The 18,235-nt window shown below is 73.2% G+C and carries 17 protein-coding genes; 3 read left to right on the forward strand and 14 right to left on the reverse strand.

Going from position 1 to position 18,235, the window contains the following annotated elements:
* Positions 1 to 95: 95 nt before the first annotated feature.
* Complete coding sequence (locus tag B086_RS0124050) at positions 96 to 1,379, reverse strand: adenylosuccinate synthase (protein WP_026252719.1); 1,284 nt, start codon at positions 1,377 to 1,379, stop codon at positions 96 to 98.
* A gap of 195 nt (positions 1,380 to 1,574) precedes the next feature.
* Here B086_RS0124050 and B086_RS0124055 point away from each other — a divergent pair, with 195 nt between their 5' ends.
* Positions 1,575 to 2,435 carry a diacylglycerol kinase family protein gene (locus tag B086_RS0124055; RefSeq protein ID WP_018568991.1) on the forward strand — a complete coding sequence of 287 codons (861 nt, stop codon included), beginning with the start codon at positions 1,575 to 1,577 and terminating at the stop codon, positions 2,433 to 2,435.
* A gap of 76 nt (positions 2,436 to 2,511) precedes the next feature.
* Here the strand turns inward: B086_RS0124055 and B086_RS0124060 are convergent, their stop codons facing one another.
* From B086_RS0124060 to B086_RS0124070, 3 genes are all read right to left on the reverse strand, one after another.
* Positions 2,512 to 3,750 (reverse strand): cytochrome P450, encoded by a 1,239-nt coding sequence (locus B086_RS0124060; RefSeq protein ID WP_018568992.1) that lies wholly within the window; start codon positions 3,748 to 3,750, stop codon positions 2,512 to 2,514.
* A gap of 114 nt (positions 3,751 to 3,864) precedes the next feature.
* Positions 3,865 to 4,080, reverse strand: a complete 216-nt coding sequence (locus tag B086_RS0124065) for a DUF397 domain-containing protein (RefSeq protein ID WP_018568993.1) — start codon at positions 4,078 to 4,080, stop codon at positions 3,865 to 3,867.
* Between the two features lie 8 nt (positions 4,081 to 4,088).
* Positions 4,089 to 4,940: a helix-turn-helix domain-containing protein gene (locus B086_RS0124070; RefSeq protein ID WP_037873831.1), complete on the reverse strand. Its 852-nt coding sequence runs from the start codon at positions 4,938 to 4,940 to the stop codon at positions 4,089 to 4,091.
* 221 nt (positions 4,941 to 5,161) lie between these two features.
* Here B086_RS0124070 and B086_RS0124075 point away from each other — a divergent pair, with 221 nt between their 5' ends.
* Entirely contained in the window at positions 5,162 to 5,593 is a 432-nt protein-coding gene (locus B086_RS0124075) for an ATP-binding protein (protein WP_018568995.1), read from the forward strand.
* Here B086_RS0124075 and B086_RS0124080 read toward each other — a convergent pair.
* The 9 genes from B086_RS0124080 to B086_RS0124120 form a co-directional block, all read right to left on the reverse strand.
* On the reverse strand, positions 5,563 to 6,276 hold the full coding sequence (locus tag B086_RS0124080; protein WP_018568996.1) for a response regulator: 714 nt from the start codon (positions 6,274 to 6,276) through the stop codon (positions 5,563 to 5,565). The genes B086_RS0124075 and B086_RS0124080 overlap by 31 nt on opposite strands.
* On the reverse strand, positions 6,273 to 7,649 hold the full coding sequence (locus B086_RS0124085) for a sensor histidine kinase (protein ID WP_018568997.1): 1,377 nt from the start codon (positions 7,647 to 7,649) through the stop codon (positions 6,273 to 6,275). Before B086_RS0124085 ends, B086_RS0124080 begins: the two co-directional genes overlap by 4 nt.
* Before the next feature lie 152 nt (positions 7,650 to 7,801).
* On the reverse strand, positions 7,802 to 8,476 hold the full coding sequence (locus tag B086_RS0124090; RefSeq protein ID WP_018568998.1) for a response regulator: 675 nt from the start codon (positions 8,474 to 8,476) through the stop codon (positions 7,802 to 7,804).
* Positions 8,473 to 9,960 carry a sensor histidine kinase gene (locus B086_RS0124095; RefSeq protein ID WP_018568999.1) on the reverse strand — a complete coding sequence of 496 codons (1,488 nt, stop codon included), beginning with the start codon at positions 9,958 to 9,960 and terminating at the stop codon, positions 8,473 to 8,475. Before B086_RS0124095 ends, B086_RS0124090 begins: the two co-directional genes overlap by 4 nt.
* Positions 9,961 to 10,051: 91 nt before the next feature.
* Complete coding sequence (locus B086_RS0124100; RefSeq protein ID WP_018569000.1) at positions 10,052 to 11,314, reverse strand: acyltransferase family protein; 1,263 nt, start codon at positions 11,312 to 11,314, stop codon at positions 10,052 to 10,054.
* Positions 11,311 to 12,231 carry an alpha/beta hydrolase gene (locus B086_RS0124105; RefSeq protein ID WP_018569001.1) on the reverse strand — a complete coding sequence of 307 codons (921 nt, stop codon included), beginning with the start codon at positions 12,229 to 12,231 and terminating at the stop codon, positions 11,311 to 11,313. The genes B086_RS0124100 and B086_RS0124105 overlap by 4 nt, the downstream gene beginning before the upstream one ends.
* Positions 12,232 to 12,735: 504 nt before the next feature.
* On the reverse strand, positions 12,736 to 13,722 hold the full coding sequence (locus tag B086_RS0124110; protein ID WP_018569002.1) for an alpha/beta hydrolase: 987 nt from the start codon (positions 13,720 to 13,722) through the stop codon (positions 12,736 to 12,738).
* 249 nt (positions 13,723 to 13,971) lie between these two features.
* Complete coding sequence (gene kynU / locus B086_RS0124115) at positions 13,972 to 15,261, reverse strand: kynureninase (RefSeq protein ID WP_420712564.1); 1,290 nt, start codon at positions 15,259 to 15,261, stop codon at positions 13,972 to 13,974.
* 31 nt (positions 15,262 to 15,292) lie between these two features.
* Positions 15,293 to 16,150 (reverse strand): tryptophan 2,3-dioxygenase family protein, encoded by an 858-nt coding sequence (locus B086_RS0124120; RefSeq protein WP_018569004.1) that lies wholly within the window; start codon positions 16,148 to 16,150, stop codon positions 15,293 to 15,295.
* Positions 16,151 to 16,527: 377 nt separating this feature from the next.
* On the opposite strand from B086_RS0124120, the gene B086_RS0124125 reads away from it, so the two are divergent.
* Entirely contained in the window at positions 16,528 to 16,947 is a 420-nt protein-coding gene (locus tag B086_RS0124125) for a DUF3151 domain-containing protein (protein WP_018569005.1), read from the forward strand.
* Between the two features lie 120 nt (positions 16,948 to 17,067).
* Here the strand turns inward: B086_RS0124125 and fbaA are convergent, their stop codons facing one another.
* Positions 17,068 to 18,099, reverse strand: a complete 1,032-nt coding sequence (gene fbaA / locus B086_RS0124130) for a class II fructose-bisphosphate aldolase (protein ID WP_018569006.1) — start codon at positions 18,097 to 18,099, stop codon at positions 17,068 to 17,070.
* Positions 18,100 to 18,235: the final 136 nt, after the last annotated feature.

An 18,235-nucleotide genomic window follows, 5' to 3' on the forward strand; every position in this document is an offset into this window, starting at 1 on the left:
CCGGACCGGTGTGCGGCGGGCGGGAACGCCGACGGCGGCCGACGCGCTGGGCGACGGCCGCCGTTCGGGGGCGGGGGCGGGGGCGGGGGTGTGGGTCAGATGAACGAGTTGATCTCGATCGTCTCGTCCCGGCCGGGGCCGACGCCGATCGCGGAGATCGGGGCGCCGGACATCTCCTCCAGGGCCTTGACGTAGTCCTGGGCGTTCTTGGGCAGGTCGGCGAAGGTCTTGGCCTTCGTGATGTCCTCCTGCCAGCCCGGGAGGTACTCGTAGACCGGCTTGGCGTGGTGGAAGTCGGTCTGCGAGTAGGGCAGCTCCTCGACGCGGCGCCCGTCGATCTCGTAGGCGACGCAGACCGGGATCCGCTCCCAGCCCGTGAGGACGTCGAGCTTGGTGAGGAAGAAGTCGGTGAGGCCGTTGACGCGGGTGGCGTAGCGGGCGATCACCGCGTCGAACCAGCCGCAGCGGCGGTCGCGGCCGGTGGTCACACCGCGCTCGCCGCCGATGCGGCGCAGCGCCTCGCCGTCCTCGTCGAGCAGCTCGGTCGGGAACGGCCCCGAGCCCACGCGGGTGGTGTACGCCTTGAGGATGCCGATGACCCGGCTGATCTTCGTCGGGCCGACACCGGCGCCGGTGCAGGCACCGCCCGCGGTCGGGTTGGACGAGGTCACGAAGGGGTACGTGCCGTGGTCGATGTCGAGGAGGGTGCCCTGACCGCCCTCGAACAGCACGACCTTGTCCTCCTCCAGGGCCTGGTTGAGCACCAGGACCGTGTCGGCGACGTACGGCGCGAGCTGCTCCGCGTAGCCCAGCAGCTCCTCGACCACCTGGTCCACGGCGATGGCGCGCCGGTTGTAGAGCTTGGTGAGGATCTGGTTCTTGGCGTCGAGGGCCGCTTCGACCTTCTGGGTGAGGATCGACTCGTCGTACAGGTCCTGGACCCGGATGCCGACGCGGTTGATCTTGTCCGCGTAGGTCGGGCCGATGCCGCGGCCGGTGGTGCCGATCTTGCGCTTGCCGAGGAAGCGTTCCGTCACCTTGTCGACGGTCACGTTGTACGGCGTGATGATGTGCGCGTTTCCGCTGATCAGGAGCTTCGACGTGTCGACGCCGCGCTCGTTCAGACCGCTCAGCTCGGAGAGCAGGACCGACGGGTCGACGACGACGCCGTTTCCGATGACGGGCGTACAGCCGGGCGAGAGGATGCCGGAGGGGAGCAGGTGCAGTGCGTACTTCTGGTCGCCCACGACGACCGTGTGGCCAGCATTGTTGCCGCCCTGGTAACGCACCACATAGTCCACGGAGCCACCGAGCAGGTCGGTGGCCTTCCCCTTGCCCTCGTCACCCCACTGAGCACCGAGCAGCACAAGTGCGGGCACGCGCGTACACCCCTTCCGGGCGGGGCATGTCCAAGGTCAGGGGCGTACGCGGGTTCACCGCCGCGTGCACCGCGCGACCCTCGTCGGTCGCGCAACCGTCGGACCGGATGCCCCGGAATAGACGAAGCCCCTGGCGCAATAGCGCAAGGGGCTCTTGCACAAAGATGCTACCCGAGGAAGCGAGGCAGGACCGAGGTGGCGACCTATCCGACGTCCGATCCGCTGCTCGTGATCATCGATCCGGCCGCCCGGCGGACCGACGGGGAGTCCGTACGGATCGCAAAAGACGTGCTCAGCGCGGGTGCCGCCACGAAGGTGTGCCTGCCGGAGGGGCCGGAAGAGTTCGCCCGCGCACTGGCGCGGCGCGGCTCTCGGCGGCCGGTGGTGGTCGGGGACGACCGGGCCCTGCTGCGGGCGGTGACCCTGCTGCACCGGCGGCGGGAACTGGCCGGATGCGTGCTGTCGGTCGTCCCGGTCGGCGGCGCCCTGGCCCTGGCCCGCTCGCTGGGCGTGCCGACCGGCCCGGTCGCCTCCGCGCGGGCGGTGCTCGACGGCTCCGTGCGCCGGCTCGACCTGCTCGTCGACGACAGCGACGGGGTGGTGCTGGGCGCGCTGCGGATCCCGCCGCTGGTCCCGCCCCCGGCGGATCCGGCGGTGCTCGGCGCGGGAGCGCACCGGGACTGGCTGCGGACCTGCCAGTCGCTCGTACGGACCCTGGTGGCCCGCCCGCCCCGCACGGCGGCCGAGGCCCAGGCGGGAACCGGGCCCGCGCGGCTGCGGGTGGAGGTCGACGGGGTGACGCTGGTGGACCTGGACGAGCCGGTGGAGGCGGTGTCCGTGGTGCCCGGTGTCCGGGGCGTGGCCGAGGTGGAGGTGCGGCCGCTGTCGGGGCCGGGCGCGGAGCTCTCCCCCCTGCTCGCCGAGGGGCGCGCGGTGACCGTCTCCGGCGCGCACTACCGCTACCGCGCGGACGCGGTGGTCTCGGGCCCGGTCCGCACCCGCACCTGGACGGTGCGCGAGGGGGCGTGGGGGCTGGTGGTGCCTGCCGAGGGCTGACGCTCCCGGGCCATGGCAGCCCCCTGCCCGGTTGCCCCCTGCGCGGCTGCCCCTGCCCGGCCGTCCGGCCGCCCCGTCATCCTTCCGCTTCCGTCCGCACCTCCAGCGCCTCCAGGCCGCGGATCACGAAGTTCGGCTTCTGCCGGGGCCGCGTCACGGGGGCGAGGGCCGGGGCCCGGGTGAGGAGGGAGGCCATGGAGGCGGCCAGCTCGATACGGGCGAGGGGGGCGCCGATGCAGTAGTGGATACCGGCGCTGAAGGAGATGTGGGGGTTGTCGCGGCGCGCCAGGTCCAGACGCCCGGGGGCGGTGAAGACGGCCGGGTCGTGGTTGGCCGAGCCGAAGAGCAAGGCGACCTCGGCGCCGCGCGGGATCGTGGTGCCGTCGATCTCGATCTCGTCCAGCACCCAGCGCTCGAAGAGCTGCAACGGGGTGTCGTAGCGCATCAGCTCCTCGACGGCGGACGGGATCAGCGAGTGGTCCGCGCGTAGCGCCGCGAGCTGGTCCGGGTTGCGGAACAGGGCCCACCAGCCGTTGACCGTCGCGTTCACCGTGGCCTCGTGACCGGCGTTCAGGAGCAGCACGGCCGTGGAGATCATCTCCTGCTCGGTCAGCCGGTCTCCCTCGTCGTGCGCGGCGATCAGCCCGGAGATCAGGTCGTCCCCCGGCTCCGCGCGGCGGGCCGCGATCAGCTCCCGCAGATACGCCGAGAACTCCTCCGAGGCGCGCACCGCGCTCGCCGCCGTCTCCTCGGACGGGTTCAGCTCGTACATCCCGCAGATTGCCGCCGACCAGGGGCGCAGCAGGGCCCGGTGCTGCTCCGGGATGCCCAGCATCTCGGCGATCACCGCCACCGGCAGCGGCTCGGCGACGTCCGCGAGCAGATCGCCGCCGCCGGCCTCCACGAGTGCGGCGACCAGGTCGTCCGCCAGCGCGTGGACGTACGGCTTCAGCCGCTCCACGGTGCGCGGGGTGAACGCCTTCGACACCAGCCGCCGGATCCGGGTGTGGTCCGGCGGTTCCAGGTCGAGCATCCCGTGGTCGTTGAGGACGTGGAACGGCTCGTGCTCCGCCGGGGGCGGGGTGCGGCCGAAGTCCTCGTGCGTGAACCGGTGCCGGTAGGTCCGGCCGAGTCTCCGGTCCCGCAGCAGCGCCGACACGTCCGCGTGGTGCGGGACCAGCCACTGGTCGGTGCGCTCGTAGTGGAGCACGCGGCCCCGGGCCCGCAGTTCGGCGTAGACGGGGTACGGATCGGCGACGAACGCCGGGTCCCAGGGATCGAACCCGAGGTCGGACGGTACGTGAGGAACGGCCATGCACGGACGCTAGCCCCGCCTTCCCGGTCTGAACAGGGCCTGCACCGGGTCCCGGCAGGAGCCGGATCCACGCGGTGGCGATCGTCTACGCACCCGGTCCGGTGACACCGGGAGTCACCGGCCGGCGCCGCCTGCCCCGTCCTGCCCGTCGCGCTTCACCTCTTCGATGAAGGCGAGGAAGGAGGCGGCGGGGACGGAAAGCGTTGCCCGGGCGGGGGCCTTGGAGTCGCGGATGGCTATGTGACTGGGGAGGACAGCTATCTCGACGCAGGTGTCGCCGTCGCCACCGCCCGAATAAGTGGACTTACGCCAGCACAGGGCCTCGGTCATGGCTCGGCTCACAGCTCCTTCGTCAAGCGGTGGATGAAGTCCCTCGACGCGACAGGGTCCAGCGAGGCGTCCTGGATTCTACGGAAGAGTGTCCGAAGCTGCTTCAGTTGTGCGTCCGCATCGATGAACGCGACACCCGTGGGAGCATCCCGGAGACCGGTGTCCAGCCTGGACAGAGGGCCACCCGCGTACATCATCGAGATCCCCGCGCCGCCGAAGCCGTCCCGATCGAACGGGATGACCTGGACCTTGGCGTGACCCTCTTCGATCTGGCCGAGGATCTCAAGGAGTTGAGCACGCGAGGTATCACGGTCAGCCACACGGACGCGGAGAGAACACTCGTGGATCAGCGTCTCGTACGGGGTCGGAGCATCGCCCTCAATCACAACACGCCGCTTCATTCGGTGTTCCACCCGAGGTTCCAGCTCGCTCTCCGGCATGCCGGGGTGAACGTAGGTGTAGATCGCGCGAGCGTAGTCAGCGGTTTGCAACAGTCCCGGGACGTGTGTGATCACGACCTCGCGCAAGAAGGCCGCGTGATACTCGGCTTCAGCGGTGTCCTGGAACACCGGCGGCAGTACGCCGCGGTACTCCTCCCACCAGCCACGCGTGCGATCGGTCGCCATCGCCACGAGCGCGTCGATCAACGCGTCGTCCGTACACGCGTAGTGGGCCGCGAGCCTCCGCACTCGCTCTTTGCTGACGCCAGCGAATCCCAGCTCCATCTGACTGATCTGGGCAGATGTCGAGTTCAGCAACTGCGCTGCCTCGCGTGCCTTCAGCCCAGCCGCCTCCCGCAGGCGCCGCAGCTCGGTGCCCAGACGCACTTGCCGTGCGCTGGCGTGACTCCTCAGCGGCACCTGCCCTCCTCAAGTAGGCATGCCTCGTTCGAGCGTCAGAATACGACACACGCTTGCGTGGGCAATATTTATTGCCCTACCGTCAGTGACGCGAAGCACACCCAGTGAAGCCCCAGGGCCGCCGGAAGCGCACCGCTCCGCCCTGCCAGGACGGGTGCGGCAATGCCACCGCCCCGAAGGCCGTCCCCCCTCTCTCCTTCCTCATCGAACGGAGTCGACGCATGTCCGCGAACGAACCCTGGGCATACTCCCTCCACATCCCCAACGACCCCCGCGCCGTCACCATCAGCCGCCGGACTCTCCGCCTGATCCTCACCATGCACGGGCTGATCCGTCTCGTCGACGTCGCCGAACTGCTCGCGGCCGAGCTGATCACCAACGCCGTGCTGCACACCAAGGGCCCTGCCGCGCTGCGGGTGCGCTGGTCGGGCACCGTGTTGCGGATCGGGGCGTGGGACGCCGACCCCGAACCACCGGGCGTGCCCGAGAGGTTGGCGGACCTCACCGACGAGGAGACCGGCCGGGGGCTCGGACTGGTCCTGGCCTGCGCGGACGTGTGGGGGTGGCATCCCCTCTCCAGGTTCGGCGACCGCGGCAAGTACGTATGGTGCGAACTCGCCGCTCAGCCCGGTGTGACCAGCCGGGCCTCGTAGGCGAACACCGCCGCCTGGGTGCGGTCTCTGAGGCCCAGCTTCACCAGGACCCGGCTCACATGGGTCTTGATCGTGGACTCGGCGACCACCAGCCGCTCGGCCATCTCCGCGTTCGACAGGCCCTGCGCGATCAGCACCAGCACCTCCGTCTCCCGCTCGGTCAGGTCCCCGTAGGCCGCCTGCACGCCGCCCGCCGGGCGCGGCGGTGGCCCTGACATCCGGGAGAACTCCGTGATCAGCCGCCGGGTGACCGAGGGCGCGAGCAGCGCCTCGCCGGCCGCCACCACCCGCACCCCGTCGGCGAGCTGCCGCGCCGAGGCGTCCTTGAGCAGGAAGCCGGAGGCCCCGGCCCGGAGCGCCTGGTACACGTACTCGTCGAGGTCGAAGGTGGTGAGCACCAGCACCTTCGCGGTGCCGTCGGCGGCGACTATCTCCCGGGTCGCCTCGATGCCGTTCAGCTCCGGCATGCGGATGTCCATGAGCACCACGTCCGGCGCCAGCTCGCGCACCCGCCGCACCGCCTCGCGTCCGTTGACGGCCTCGCCGACGACCTCGATGTCCGCCATGGCGTTGAGCAGGACCGAGAAACCCTCCCGCACCATCATCTGGTCGTCCGCGATCAGCACCCGGATCGGGGCCGCCGGTGCCGCCCCGCCCGGCGCGCTCCCCGTGCCCGCCGTCATGCCGCGGCCCCGCCGCCGGTCCCGTCACCGGACGCGTGGTCGGAGTCCCGGGGCACCGGCAGGAACACCGCCACCTCGTACCCTCCGTCGTCCGCAGGGCCCACCGTCATCTCGCCGTTCAGCATGGAGACGCGCTCGCGCATACCGGTGATGCCGTGTCCGCTGCCGGGCGAGGGCTTGACCAGCGACCCGCCGGGCGCGGGACCGTTGACGATCCGCAGGCCGAGGCCGCCGAGGACATAGCCGACCTCGACCCGGGCGCTCGCGCCCGGCGCGTGCCGCAGGGTGTTGCTCAGGGCCTCCTGCACGATCCGGTACGCCGACAGCTCGACGCCCGGCGGGAGTTCGCGCACCGCGCCGGTCAGGGCCTTCTCCACGCTCAGACCGGCCTCCCGCACGTTCTCCAGGAGGAGGTCCAGGTCGGCGAGGGTGGGCTGCGGGGCCTCCGGGGCCTCGTAGTCCTCGGCGCGGACGACGCCGAGGACCCGGCGCAGCTCGGTGAGGGCCGCCACCGCGTTCTCCCGGATGGTGGCGAACGCCTTCTCCAGCTCCGGCGGCGGGTCCTGGACCCGGTAGGGGGCGGCCTCGGCCTGGATGGCGACCACGGACATGTGGTGTGCCACGACGTCGTGCAGCTCGCGGGCGATGGTGGTGCGCTCCTCCAGGAGGGTGCGGCGCGAGCGCTCGTGCGCGGTCACCGTCTGCTGGGCGCTCACCGTCTGCTCGGCGTCCCTGCGTATGTGCCAGACGGTGACGGCCAGCAGCAGGAGGGCGGACACCAGCAGCATGGGCGCCGAGTTGTTGCTGAAGTGATAACCGAGCACGGACTCGGCGGCGACCGTGTAGAACACGGTGATCAGCCACATCCAGGCCGCCGTACGTGGCCGGGTGCGCAGGGCCACGACCGTGAGCACCGTCAGGTAGGAGATGAAGTTGGGCGGCTGCCAGGGCCACAGGCCGTAACCGCCGGAGAGCACCGACGAGAACGCGGTCACGGCCAGCGCCAGCCAGAAGGCCAGGGCCGGACGGACCAGGGTCACCAGCGGCGGGACCAGCACCGCCAGCGCGTAGAACGGAGCCCCCACACCGCCCTCGGCACCGAGCCAGGCGGCGATCATGGTCAGCACGGCGATGCCCGCCACCACGATGTGCGGTGTGTGCGCCGCGTACTCCCGCAGGCGGCCCGGCAGTCGGCCGGTCAGCGGGCCGTCGACCCTCATGCGGGGCAGCGGCCGGTACACGGAGGCGTCGTGGAACAGGTCCTGGCGCAGCCCCCGCAGCGCGTTGGCCGCGAGGCGGTACTCCGGGCTGCGGGGTTTGTACGGGCTGAACGCGCCGTCCGGCGCCGTCTGCGTCTGAGTCGTCTCGGTCACGATGAAAACGGTAGGCGGCGGCGAGGGCCGCGGTCGTCCCCTTGGAGAGGGGTCCTGCCGGGTCCCTCTCAGGTACTACGGGTACGGTCCGCGGCCGCGCGCACGGTCCGCGGCGGCGGGTTCCCCCGGCCGGTGGCCGCCGCCGCCCGCGCTCAGTACCCCGAGGGACGGACCAGCCCCGACTCGTACGCGAACACGGCCGCCTGCGTGCGGTCCCGCAGGCCCAGCTTCACCAGGATGCGGCCGACGTGCGTCTTCACCGTCTGCTCGGCGACGACGAGGTGCTCGGCGATCTCCGCGTTGGACAGGCCCTGGGCGATCAGGCTGAGCACCTCCGTCTCCCGCTCGGTGAGGTCGCCGACACGGGCCTTCAGGGGGGCGCGGGGCTTGCCGTTCATCCGGGAGAACTCGGCGATCAGCTTGCGCGTGATGCCCGGTGCCAGCAGCGCGTCACCGGCCGCGACCACGCGGACCGCCTCGGCCAGCTGGTCGGCGGAGGCGTCCTTGAGGAGGAACCCGGACGCGCCCGCGCACAGCGCCTCGTACACGTACTCGTCGAGGTCGAAGGTGGTGAGCACCAGGACCTTCGTGCCGGGGGTGGCCGCGGTGACGCGGCGGGTGGCCTCGATGCCGTTCAGCTCGGGCATGCGGATGTCCATGAGGACGACGTCCGGGGCGGACTCGGCGACCTTGGCGACGGCGTCCAGCCCGTCCACGGCCTGGCCGACCACCTCGATGTCCGGCTGGGTGTCGAGCAGCACGGTGAAGCCCTGCCGGACCATCTGCTGGTCGTCGGCGATGAGGACGCGGATGGTGCCGCTGCTCATGGGTTCTCTTCTCCTGTCCGGGGCGGTGGGCCGGGATCGGGCGCGGCCTCTGGGGCGGCGGGCCCGGCCGGCAGTTCGAGGTACATGACGGGAACGCTGTCCGGGTCCGGGTGGACCACGGAGAGGACGTTGCCCGGGAGCGGGGTCGGCTCGGTGTCCGGGACCGTGCCGTCACGGGGCAGGAAGGCGGTGACCGCGAACCCTCCGTGCAGGGTTCTGGTCGCGGTGACGTGCCCGCCCAGCATGCCCGCCCGCTCGCGCATGCCGAGCAGGCCGTGCCCGGCGCCCGGGGACGGCGCGACGGGATGCCGCGGACGCGAGTTGATCACGCTCAGGTGCAGACCGGCGCGGTCGTGGGCGACCTCGACGCGGACCGTCGACCCCGGCGCGTGCCGCAGCGCGTTGCTCAGCGCCTCCTGGACGATCCGGTACGCCGAAAGCTCCACGCCCGGCGGATAGGGCTCCGCGGCGTCCCGGGCGTCCGTGACCTCCATGGAGACGGTCAGACCCGCGGTGCGGGTGTTCTCCACGAGCGCGCCGAGACGGTCGAGGGTGGGCTGCGGGGCCCGGGGAGCGGCGCTCGTCCCGGACTCGCCCAGGCCGTAGGGGTCGTCCGGGTCGGCCGAACGCAGCACACCGAGGACCCGGCGCAGCTCGGCGAGCGCCTCCAGGGCGTTCTGCCGGATGCCGGCCAGGTTCTCCTTCAGCTCGTCCGAGGGGTGCGGGGTGAGATGGGGGGCGACCTGCGCCTGGATGGAGATGACCGACATGTGATGGGCGACCACGTCGTGCAGTTCCCGGGCGATGCGGCTGCGCTCCTCCAGGAGGGTGCGCCGGGACCGCTCCTCGGCGGTGATCGTGGTCTGCTCGACGAGCTGGGAGCGGGCCTCACGCAGACCGCGCAGAGCGCTGCCGACCAGGACGGCCACGGCGAACACGGCGAACGCCGCGATCCCCGTACCGGTGACCCCCCGGGCGCCGACGACGCCCTCGAGGCCCCAGGTCGCCAGCCCGGTGACCAGCAGCGCGGCGACCGCGTGCCGGGCCGGCAGCCGCAGCGCGAACAGGATCAGCACGGCGGTGTGCGCCGCCATCTCCGGCACCGTCCACGGCCAGCTCGGACCGCCGCCCGGTGACAGACCGGTCGGAGCGGGGGCCGGCATCTCCAGGTGGAGGGCGAGCAGCAGGGACTCGCGCCCCCAGGCGGCGGTGGCCAGCGCCGCGCCCAGGGACAGCGCCCACGCGGAGGCCGGCCGCCACAGGGCCAGGACGACGGCGGCGGCCTGGGCCGCTCCCGCGGCGAACCCGATCTGCCCGGTGAGCCGGTAGCCGTGGGCGATGTCCTGGCCGCCCGCCAGCGGCAGGAACAGCGCGAGCCAGAGGACCACCAGATAGACCAGCCCCCGCAGCCAGCGGTACCGGGACAGGGGCGGGGCCAGCGGTGACGGGCGGTCGCCCAGCGTCGTACGGAGGCGTCGCAGCACGCCGCCCAGCCTAGGGTCTTCCGTTCGGGCCGGAGCGGCTGAGGGAGCGGTGCCAGGGTCCGCGAGCCCGGCATGATCCGACCGAGAGGACCTAGGCACGGCGCGGCCCCCGCTGGGACGCCGGAGGTCTGCCGCGGTGCACGCGGATCACCCGGGACGGCCGGTTCCGGGGGCGGCGCGGGCCCTGCTCGCAGCCGCGGAAGGCGGTCCGGCAGACGCCGAGCGCCAGGGCGAAGACCGGGAGCCAGACCAGCCGGGACGCGATCCAGCCCGGACCGTCGGGGACGGTGTGCAGACCGGGGAGGCGGCCCGCGAACAGGCCCGTGGCCGTGACCGCCATCAGGGCCGTCTGGTGCCACAGGAAGATCGTCATGGCGGACAGGTTGACCGCGGCCACGGCCGTCCAGGCCAGCGGGCGGCGCATCGCCCGGCCGAGCCGCTCGCGCAGCAGCAGGGCCAGGCCGCACTGGGCCAGGCCGAAGGTGACGGCGGCCAGGGTCGGCGGGTCGAGGTTGGAGACCGCCGCGCCCGGGACGCCGACCATCGACGCCGGGTATCCGGCACCCGCGACGAGGAGCGCGGTCGCCGCCGCGCCGCCGGTCAGCAGCAGCCAGGCCGCACGGCGGCCGCGCAGCTCGCCGCGGGTCCACGCCGCGCCCAGGGTGTACGGGACCAGCCAGCCGGCGGGCAGGTTCAGCCAGCCGAGCCAGCCGGGCGCGCCGAGTCCGAGACGCAGGAGGTCCACATGGAGGACGACGGCCAGCGGCCACAGCGGGTTGAGCCGGACCAGCAGCGGGGTCGCGGCCGTCAGCGCGGCGAAGACCAGGAGGAACCACATGGGGGACAGCGCCAGCTTGACGAGGGTGCGGACCGTGCCCGGGTCCGCACCGGTCAGCAGCAGGGCGCCCGCGACGAGCGCCCACACCGTCAGGACCGCGGCGGCCGGCCGGAACAGCCGGGACAGCCGCTGGCTCAGCCACCGCGGGTAGGTGACCCCCCGGGCCCGCGCCGAGACATACCCTCGGGTCGCCACATGGCCGCCGACCAGGAAGAACACGGCGAGGGTCTGGAAGACCCAGGAGACGGGCGCCAGCCAGGGCATGTGCTGGAGGGGGCTCGCGGTGTGCAGCGCCGGGTGCGATCCGGTGCCGCCGCCCGCGACCAGGGCCGTGACCAGCCAGTGGCCGAGGACCACACCGAGGATCGCGAACGCGCGCAGCGCGTCCACCGCCCGGTCCCGCCGGGGCGGGGTGGCCTCGTCGGTCCGCCGGGCCGCGGCCCGTATCCGGTCGGGCAGGGTGATGCGGGCGCGCACGGCGGGCGCGGGCCCGGACGCACGGGTCGTGTCGGTCACCGCTCCTCCTCGGGGGTGCCCCGGTCGACGGGGGTGCCCAGCACGATCCGGGCCAGGTTGGTCAGCGACGGGGAGCCGGGTGTGAAGTAGGCGCTGTGGCCTCCCGCCCCGGCCGGGAAGACCCGGGCGCCGAAGGCCGGGTCCATGGGGTCGGCGCCCAGGCCGACGGTCGTACCGAACAGGTCGGCCCGCACATGGGGCACATGCGCCACCCAGTCGTCGGCGCCGCGGGCCGCCCACACCCGGGCCGGGGTGTGCAGCGCGGCCACGGAGGCGGCTCCCGTGCCGGGGCTGCCGACGAGGGCGATGTCGGAGACGTCGAGGCCGGTGGCGGCCGCGCCGCAGACCACCGAACCGTAGGAGTGGCACACCAGGGTGAGGCGGGCCGGGCGGCCCGGCGCGTCCGTGACCGTCCGCAGGTCCCGCACCAGCCGCCTCAGGTGCGGGGCCGCCTGCTCGGCGCGGCCGGGGGTGAGGACGGTGGTGCTGACGGTGGCGGGGGTGCGGTAGCCGAGCCAGGCGACAACCGCCGGGTGCGTCCCGGCCGGGGCCCGGCGGGTCAGCTCGCGGTACAGGGACAGCGCACCGGACCGGAATCTGCCCCAGGTGTCGAGCGAGGTGTCGGAGCCGGGGACGAGGACGGCCACCCGGTCGGCGTGCGCCAGGTCGCCCAGTACCTCGGTGGCCAGGCCCGGTCCGCGTCCGTCGAAGGCCAGCAGCCGACGGGCGGGCGAGGCCAGCTCCCGGTCCACGGCGGCGCGGTGCGTGTCGCCGTGGGCGGCGGCCATGCGGGACGCCTGCGCGGCGTTGGCGCGGTTGGCCGCGTAGTCCGCCTCCAGCGTGGCCCGGGTCGGGGCGGCGAGGGCCGCGGGGGCCGGGGCGGGGATCTCCGGACGGGCCGCCCCCGACAGGGGCACGACCACCGCCGCGATGACGAGAACGGCGAGCAGGGCGCGCCGCCATCCCCGTGCACGATGCCTCCGGCGGACCGGGGCCCCCGGCTCCGGCCCCGCCCCCGGCTCCGGCCCCGGCTCCGGCGTCGGAGCCACACAAGTGCCGCCCGCCGTACGGGACGTGTCATCCGCACGAGGCCCGGCTGTCTCCGTCCCGGCCGTCTCCGTCCACGGCGCAGCCCGTGACCTCTCCCGCTCCGCCCCCGGCCTCAGGACCGGCCCTCGTCCCCGTCCCCGCCCCGGCTCAAGCCCCATGGCCCGTCTCCCCCTCCGCCCGGCCCGCTCACCGGGCTCGCCTGGAAGGGAAATTACGGATCCGGGGACGTCGCTCGCGTCCCGCCACGGAGCTGTCCTCCGCCGTAGCTCTCAGGTACTAGGGGTATGACCGGGGCCGGCCCCGAGCCCAGCACCAGCAGGACCAGGACCAGGACCAGGACCGCAACGTGCCAGGCCCCGCACCCGACCGCCTCACCAGGCCAGTTGGGCGATCTCCTCCGCCACCACCGCGCAGGCGTCCGCCGCCGGGTCGATCAGCGGGAAGTGGCCGACCTCCCCCAGCAGGGTCAGGCCCACCACCTCGCCCGCCTTGGCCGCCGCCTCCGTGTACGACTCCGCGACCGCCTGCGGCACCTCCACGTCGGACCGTCCCTGCACCACCGTCGTCGCGATGCCGGTCGGCAGCAGCAGGGCCGGATCGGCGTACGCCCTGCGGGCGGCGAACCCGTCGGCACCGCCGAGGAGTTGGAGCGCCGCCCCGCCGCACACCCCGAGTGTCCCGGCGACCTCGAAGTCGGCTATCGGTGCGAGGGCGACCACGCCGCGCAGCGGGACGGGGCGGTCCGTGCGCCAGGGCGCGTCGGCGGGCAGGACGTGCCGGGCCGCCGCCCACAGGGCGAGCTGGCCGCCCGCCGAGTGCCCGGTCAGCACCGTGCGCCGCGGGTCCGCCCGGGGCAGGGCCTCGCGCACCAGGGCGGGCAGCGCGTCGAGCGCCGCGGCCACGTCGTCGAAGGTGTCCGGCCAGCGGCCCGCCACCGGGCCCGCGTCCGCCCCGCCCGCGGTCCGCGCGGCGGACGTGCCGCCGCGCCGGTACTCGACGTTGGCCACGGCGAAGCCCCGGCGCGCGAGGAAGTCCGCGAACGGGGTGATGTGGCGGCGGTCGTACGGCGCCCGCCAGGCGCCGCCGTGCAGCACCACCACCAGCGGAGCCGACCCGGGCGCCTCCCCGGGCACCGCACCGGTCCCCGTGCGCGGGGCGTAGAAGTCGATCACCTGGTCCGGGTGATCGCCGTACGCGGCGGTGGCGTCCGGGTCCACGGCCGGGAGGGACAGGAGGGCCGCCTCCTCCGCCGCGGCACGCGCCTGCGCCGTACGAGCGGCGTCGGCACGGTCCGCGGCGGCACCGCCCGCGGTGTTCTGCGACTGCGCGGCATCGCGGGGTGCGGCGGCGTCCGGCATGCTCCAACCTCTCAGCGGCATAACGTACTTGGGACGAACCTTGGGACGAACAAGGAATGGTGTTCGGCCGTTGGCCGGGACGGTATCAGGCCGGTGACGTGGGCCTACACGCGGATGTCACGCTCGGTGAGGTGCGCGCGGAGGGCAGCAGCGGGGCCGCAAGCGGCTCCCCACGCGCACCGGCCCGAAGACCGCCGGGGAACCGCCCCACCGCCCGCACCTCACCTCACCAGGCGTCGGCGCCCGCGCCTACTCCTCGCCGGGTACCTCCGCCAGCACCTCCGCCAGCACCCGTGCCGCGCGCTCCGCGTCGCCGAACCCGACGTAGAGCGGCGTGAAGCCGAAGCGGAGGACGTCCGGACGGCGGAAGTCGCCGACCACGCCCCGTTCGATCAGCCGCTTCATCACGGGCCCGGCATCGGGGCAGCGCAGGGCGATCTGGCTGCCGCGCAGGTCGTGCTCCGCCGGGGTCACGCACTCCACACGCCCGGCGGGCACGTACGCCGCGACGCACTCCAGGAAGAAGTCCGTGAGCGCGAGGGACTTGGCCCGTACCGCCTCGATCGGCACCCCGTCCCAGACCTCCAGCGAGGCTTCGAGGGCGAGCAGGGAGAGGATGTCGGGCGTGCCGACCCGGCCGCGCAGCGCGCCGTGCGCCGGTTCGTACTCCGGGCGCATACCGAAGGGCTCGGCGTGCGAGTTCCAGCCGGGCAGCGGCGAGTCGAACCGCTCCTGGAGGTCCTGGCGGACGTACAGGAAGGCCGGTGACCCCGGGCCGCCGTTCAGGTACTTGTAGGTGCAGCCCACCGCCAGGGCGACACCGTGCTCGTCCAGGCCGATGGGCAGGGCGCCCGCGCTGTGGCACAGGTCCCAGACGGCGTACGCGCCCGCCGCGTGCACGGCGGCCGTGAGCGACGGCAGGTCGTGCAGGCGGCCGGTGCGGTAGTCGACGTGGTTGAGCAGGACCGCCGCGGTCCGCCCGGACAGGGCGCCCGGCACCTCGGCGGGCGCCACGGGACGCACCTCGCAGCCGGTCATCCGGGCCGCGGAGCGCGCGATGTACCCGTCCGTGGGGAAGGTGGTCGCGTCGACCAGGATCTCGTCCCGCCCGGCCCCCTCCCCGCCCTGGCCGCGCTCGCCCGTCTCGCGGGCCATCCGCACGGCCGCGACCAGCGCCTTGAAGACGTTGACGCTCGTCGAGTCGCCCACCACGATCCGGCCCGGCGCCGCCCCGACCAGCGGGGCGATGCGGTCGCCGATCCGTTCGGGCGCGGTCCACCAGCCGCTCTCGTCCCAGGAGCGGATGCGCAGCTCGCCCCACTGGCGGCGGACGACGTCGGCGACCCGGTCCGGTACGTGCGCCGGGAGCGCGCCCAGCGAGTTCCCGTCGAGGTAGACGACATCGTCCAGGACGAACCGCTCGCGCACGGCGGCCAGCGCGTCGGCCGCGTCGAGCTTCTCCGCCCTGCCCGCGAGGGCGTCGCCCGGCACCGGGTTCTCGGACGCCTCGGACACCGGATTCTCGGATGTCTCGGACACCGGATTCTCGGATGTCTCGGACACCTGGATCTCAGACATGGGACCTCGCCGTCCACAGCTCGGGAAAGACGTTCTTCTGCGCGCGCTTCTCCAGCCAGGCCACCCCGGCGGAGCCGCCCGTGCCGGACTTGGCGCCCATCGCGCGCCGGGTGGCGACCAGGTGGTCGTTGCGCCAGCGCCACACCAACTCGGCCACGTCCGTCAGCGCCTCGCCGAGACGGGCGAGCTGATCGGCCTCGTCACCGGCGTAGAGCGCCGTCCAGACGGCCTCCACCTCGGGCGAGGACTCGTAGCGCAGGGTGAGGTCGCGGTGCAGGACGGCGTCCGGGACCGGATGCCCGCGCCGCGCGAGCAGCCGCAGGACCTCGTCGTACAGGCTCGGCTCGTGCAGCGCCTTCTCCAGCTCGGCGTGGACGCGGGGGGCGCCGCGGTGCGGGACGAGCATCGACGCGGACTTCTCGCCGAGCAGGAACTCCATGCGCCGGTACATCGCCGACTGGAACCCGGAGCCCTCCCCGAGAGCGCTCCGGTAGCTGTTGAACTGGGTGGGGGTGAGCTGGCCGAGCGGCTTCCAGGAGGCGTTCAGCGCCTCCAGCTCGCGTACGGACCGCTTCAGCGCGGCGATCGCCGTGGGGACGTCGTCGGCGCGCAGCGCGCGGGCCGCGGTCTCCCACTCGTGGACGATGACGGTGAACCACAGCTCCATGACCTGGGAGGTGACCAGGAAGACCATCTCGCCGGGGTCGTCGGAGAGGGTGTGCTGGAGGTGGGTGAGGACGTCCGCCCTGACGTAGTCCTCGTAGGGCGTGGTGCCTTCGAAGTCGAGATGCGGGGTCTCGGGCTCAGCTGCCTCGGCGGGCCGGGGGGTCGGTCGAGCCTGGTGGGACATCGCTGTCTCCTGCATGTACTCCGGGTAGCGGTCCGCCCCTGCCGATGCCGGCACGGGGGCCCCGGTCCCCACCCGCATCCTGCGCAGCCTCGGCACAGATCGCAAGGCCGGGCCGGTGCCCCGCACCCCCGTCCGGCACCCGGCCCGCCCCACCCTTCCGGCACCGGCGCAGTCCCACCCGCACGCGCGCGTGCACGCGCACGCCGAGACGCTGCCGGACGGGACGGTGGTCGCCCCACCCGCACGCGCGCGTGCACGCGTGCGCGCATCCGGACCGACCGGCCCGCAGCATCCCGTCACCGACCGGCCCGCGGCGCCTCGTCACCGACCGGGCAACGGCGTCCCGGCTGCCGGGCGCCGGGTGGCAGACTGCTTTCATGACCACGCACAAGAACCTGCTGGGCGGCCCGGAGCCGACCTACCTCCCGGAGAACGAGGACGCCTACCGCCTGCTGGGCGAGGAGTCCCGCTCGCCGGCCGAGGTCGCGGCGAAGCATCCGACGTTCTCGCTGGCCTGGGCGATGCTCGCCGACGACGCGTTCGAGGAGGGGCGGGTCGTCGCGTCGTACGCGTACGCGCGCACCGGATACCACCGCGGTCTCGACCAGCTGCGCCGGGCCGGATGGAAGGGGCACGGCCCCATCCCCTGGGACCACCGCGCCAACCGCGGATTCCTGCGCTGCCTGGCCGCCCTCGCGCGTGCCGCCGGGGAGATCGAGGAGACCGACGAGGCGGAGCGGTGCCGGCAGTTCCTCCAGGACAGCAGCGCGGAGGCGTACGCCGAACTGAAGCGCTGACACCGTCCCGGGGCACCCCGCCCCCCCGGACACCCCCGGACACACAGCGAGCCCGCGCCGGACGGCGCGGGCTCGCTGGTGCGTCGGGGGCGGGCGCGCGGAACGAACCGCCCCGGTCGGCTACTTGATCCGGGTGCCGGTCGAGCGCAGGTTGCCGCAGGCCTCCACCACGCGCGCGGCCATGCCGGCCTCGGCCAGCTTGCCCCAGGTGCGCGGGTCGTAGGTCTTCTTGGAGCCGACCTCGCCGTCGACCTTGAGGACGCCGTCGTAGTTCTTGAACATGTGGTCGACGACCGGACGGGTGAAGGCGTACTGGGTGTCCGTGTCGATGTTCATCTTGACCACGCCGTTCTCCAGCGCGGTGCGGATCTCCTCCTCCGTGGAGCCGGAGCCGCCGTGGAAGACGAAGTCGAACGGCTTGCTGCCCGCGGGGCGGCCGTACTTGGCGGCGATGCCCTCGTTCAGCTCCTTGAGGAGGTCGGGGCGCAGGACGACGTTGCCCGGCTTGTACACACCGTGCACGTTGCCGAAGGAGGCGGCCAGCAGGTAGCGGCCCTTGTCGCCCAGGCCCAGCGCCTCGGCGGTGCGGACCGCGTCGTCGACCGTGGTGTACAGCGAGTCGTTGATCTCGTGGGAGACGCCGTCCTCCTCACCGCCGGTCGGGGTGATCTCCACCTCCAGGATGATCTTGGCGGCGCGGGCCTGCTCCAGCAGCTCCTGCGCGATCCGGAGGTTGTCGGCGAGGGTCTCCGCGGAGCCGTCCCACATGTGGGACTGGAACAGCGGGTCGAGACCGGCCTCGACGCGCTTCTTGGAGAGCGCGAGCAGCGGACGCACGTACCCGTCGAGCTTGTCCTTCGGACAGTGGTCGGTGTGCAGCGCGATGTTGACCGGGTACTTCTCGGCGATGATGTGCGCGTACTCGGCCAGGGCCACGGCACCGGTGACCATGTCCTTGCTGTACTGGCCGCCCAGGAACTCGGCACCACCCGTGGAGATCTGGACGATGCCGTCGCTCTCCGCCTCGGCGAAACCGCGCAGGGCCGCGTTCAGGGTCTGCGAGGACGTCACGTTGATGGCCGGGTAGGCGAACTTGCCTGCCTTCGCCCGGTCGAGCATCTCGTTGTAGACGTCGGGGGTTGCGATGGGCATCTGTCCGCTCCTTGTATGTGCGGGGTGCGTTCTGCGTACTTACGGCCCTGACCTAGGGAGTGACGTCATCGTCGGCCCCATCTTCGCAGACGGAGCCGGATGGTTCGGACACCCTGTCCAGCCTGTGGATGACCGG

It is taken from the genome of Streptomyces sp. PsTaAH-124, assembly GCF_000373685.1.
Taxonomy (GTDB): Bacteria; Actinomycetota; Actinomycetes; order Streptomycetales; family Streptomycetaceae; genus Streptomyces; species Streptomyces andamanensis.

Coding starts and splice junctions, on each gene's coding strand:
- B086_RS0124060 (WP_018568992.1), bottom strand. CDS start 3,750: ATGGCCGTTCCTCACGTACCGTCCGACCTCGGGTTCGATCCCTGGGAC.
- B086_RS0124065 (WP_018568993.1), bottom strand. CDS start 4,080: ATGACCGAGGCCCTGTGCTGGCGTAAGTCCACTTATTCGGGCGGTGGC.
- B086_RS0124075 (WP_018568995.1), top strand. CDS start 5,162: ATGTCCGCGAACGAACCCTGGGCATACTCCCTCCACATCCCCAACGAC.
- B086_RS0124080 (WP_018568996.1), bottom strand. CDS start 6,276: ATGACGGCGGGCACGGGGAGCGCGCCGGGCGGGGCGGCACCGGCGGCC.
- B086_RS0124090 (WP_018568998.1), bottom strand. CDS start 8,476: ATGAGCAGCGGCACCATCCGCGTCCTCATCGCCGACGACCAGCAGATG.
- B086_RS0124110 (WP_018569002.1), bottom strand. CDS start 13,722: ATGCCGGACGCCGCCGCACCCCGCGATGCCGCGCAGTCGCAGAACACC.
- B086_RS0124120 (WP_018569004.1), bottom strand. CDS start 16,150: ATGTCCCACCAGGCTCGACCGACCCCCCGGCCCGCCGAGGCAGCTGAG.
- B086_RS0124125 (WP_018569005.1), top strand. CDS start 16,528: ATGACCACGCACAAGAACCTGCTGGGCGGCCCGGAGCCGACCTACCTC.
- fbaA (WP_018569006.1), bottom strand. CDS start 18,099: ATGCCCATCGCAACCCCCGACGTCTACAACGAGATGCTCGACCGGGCG.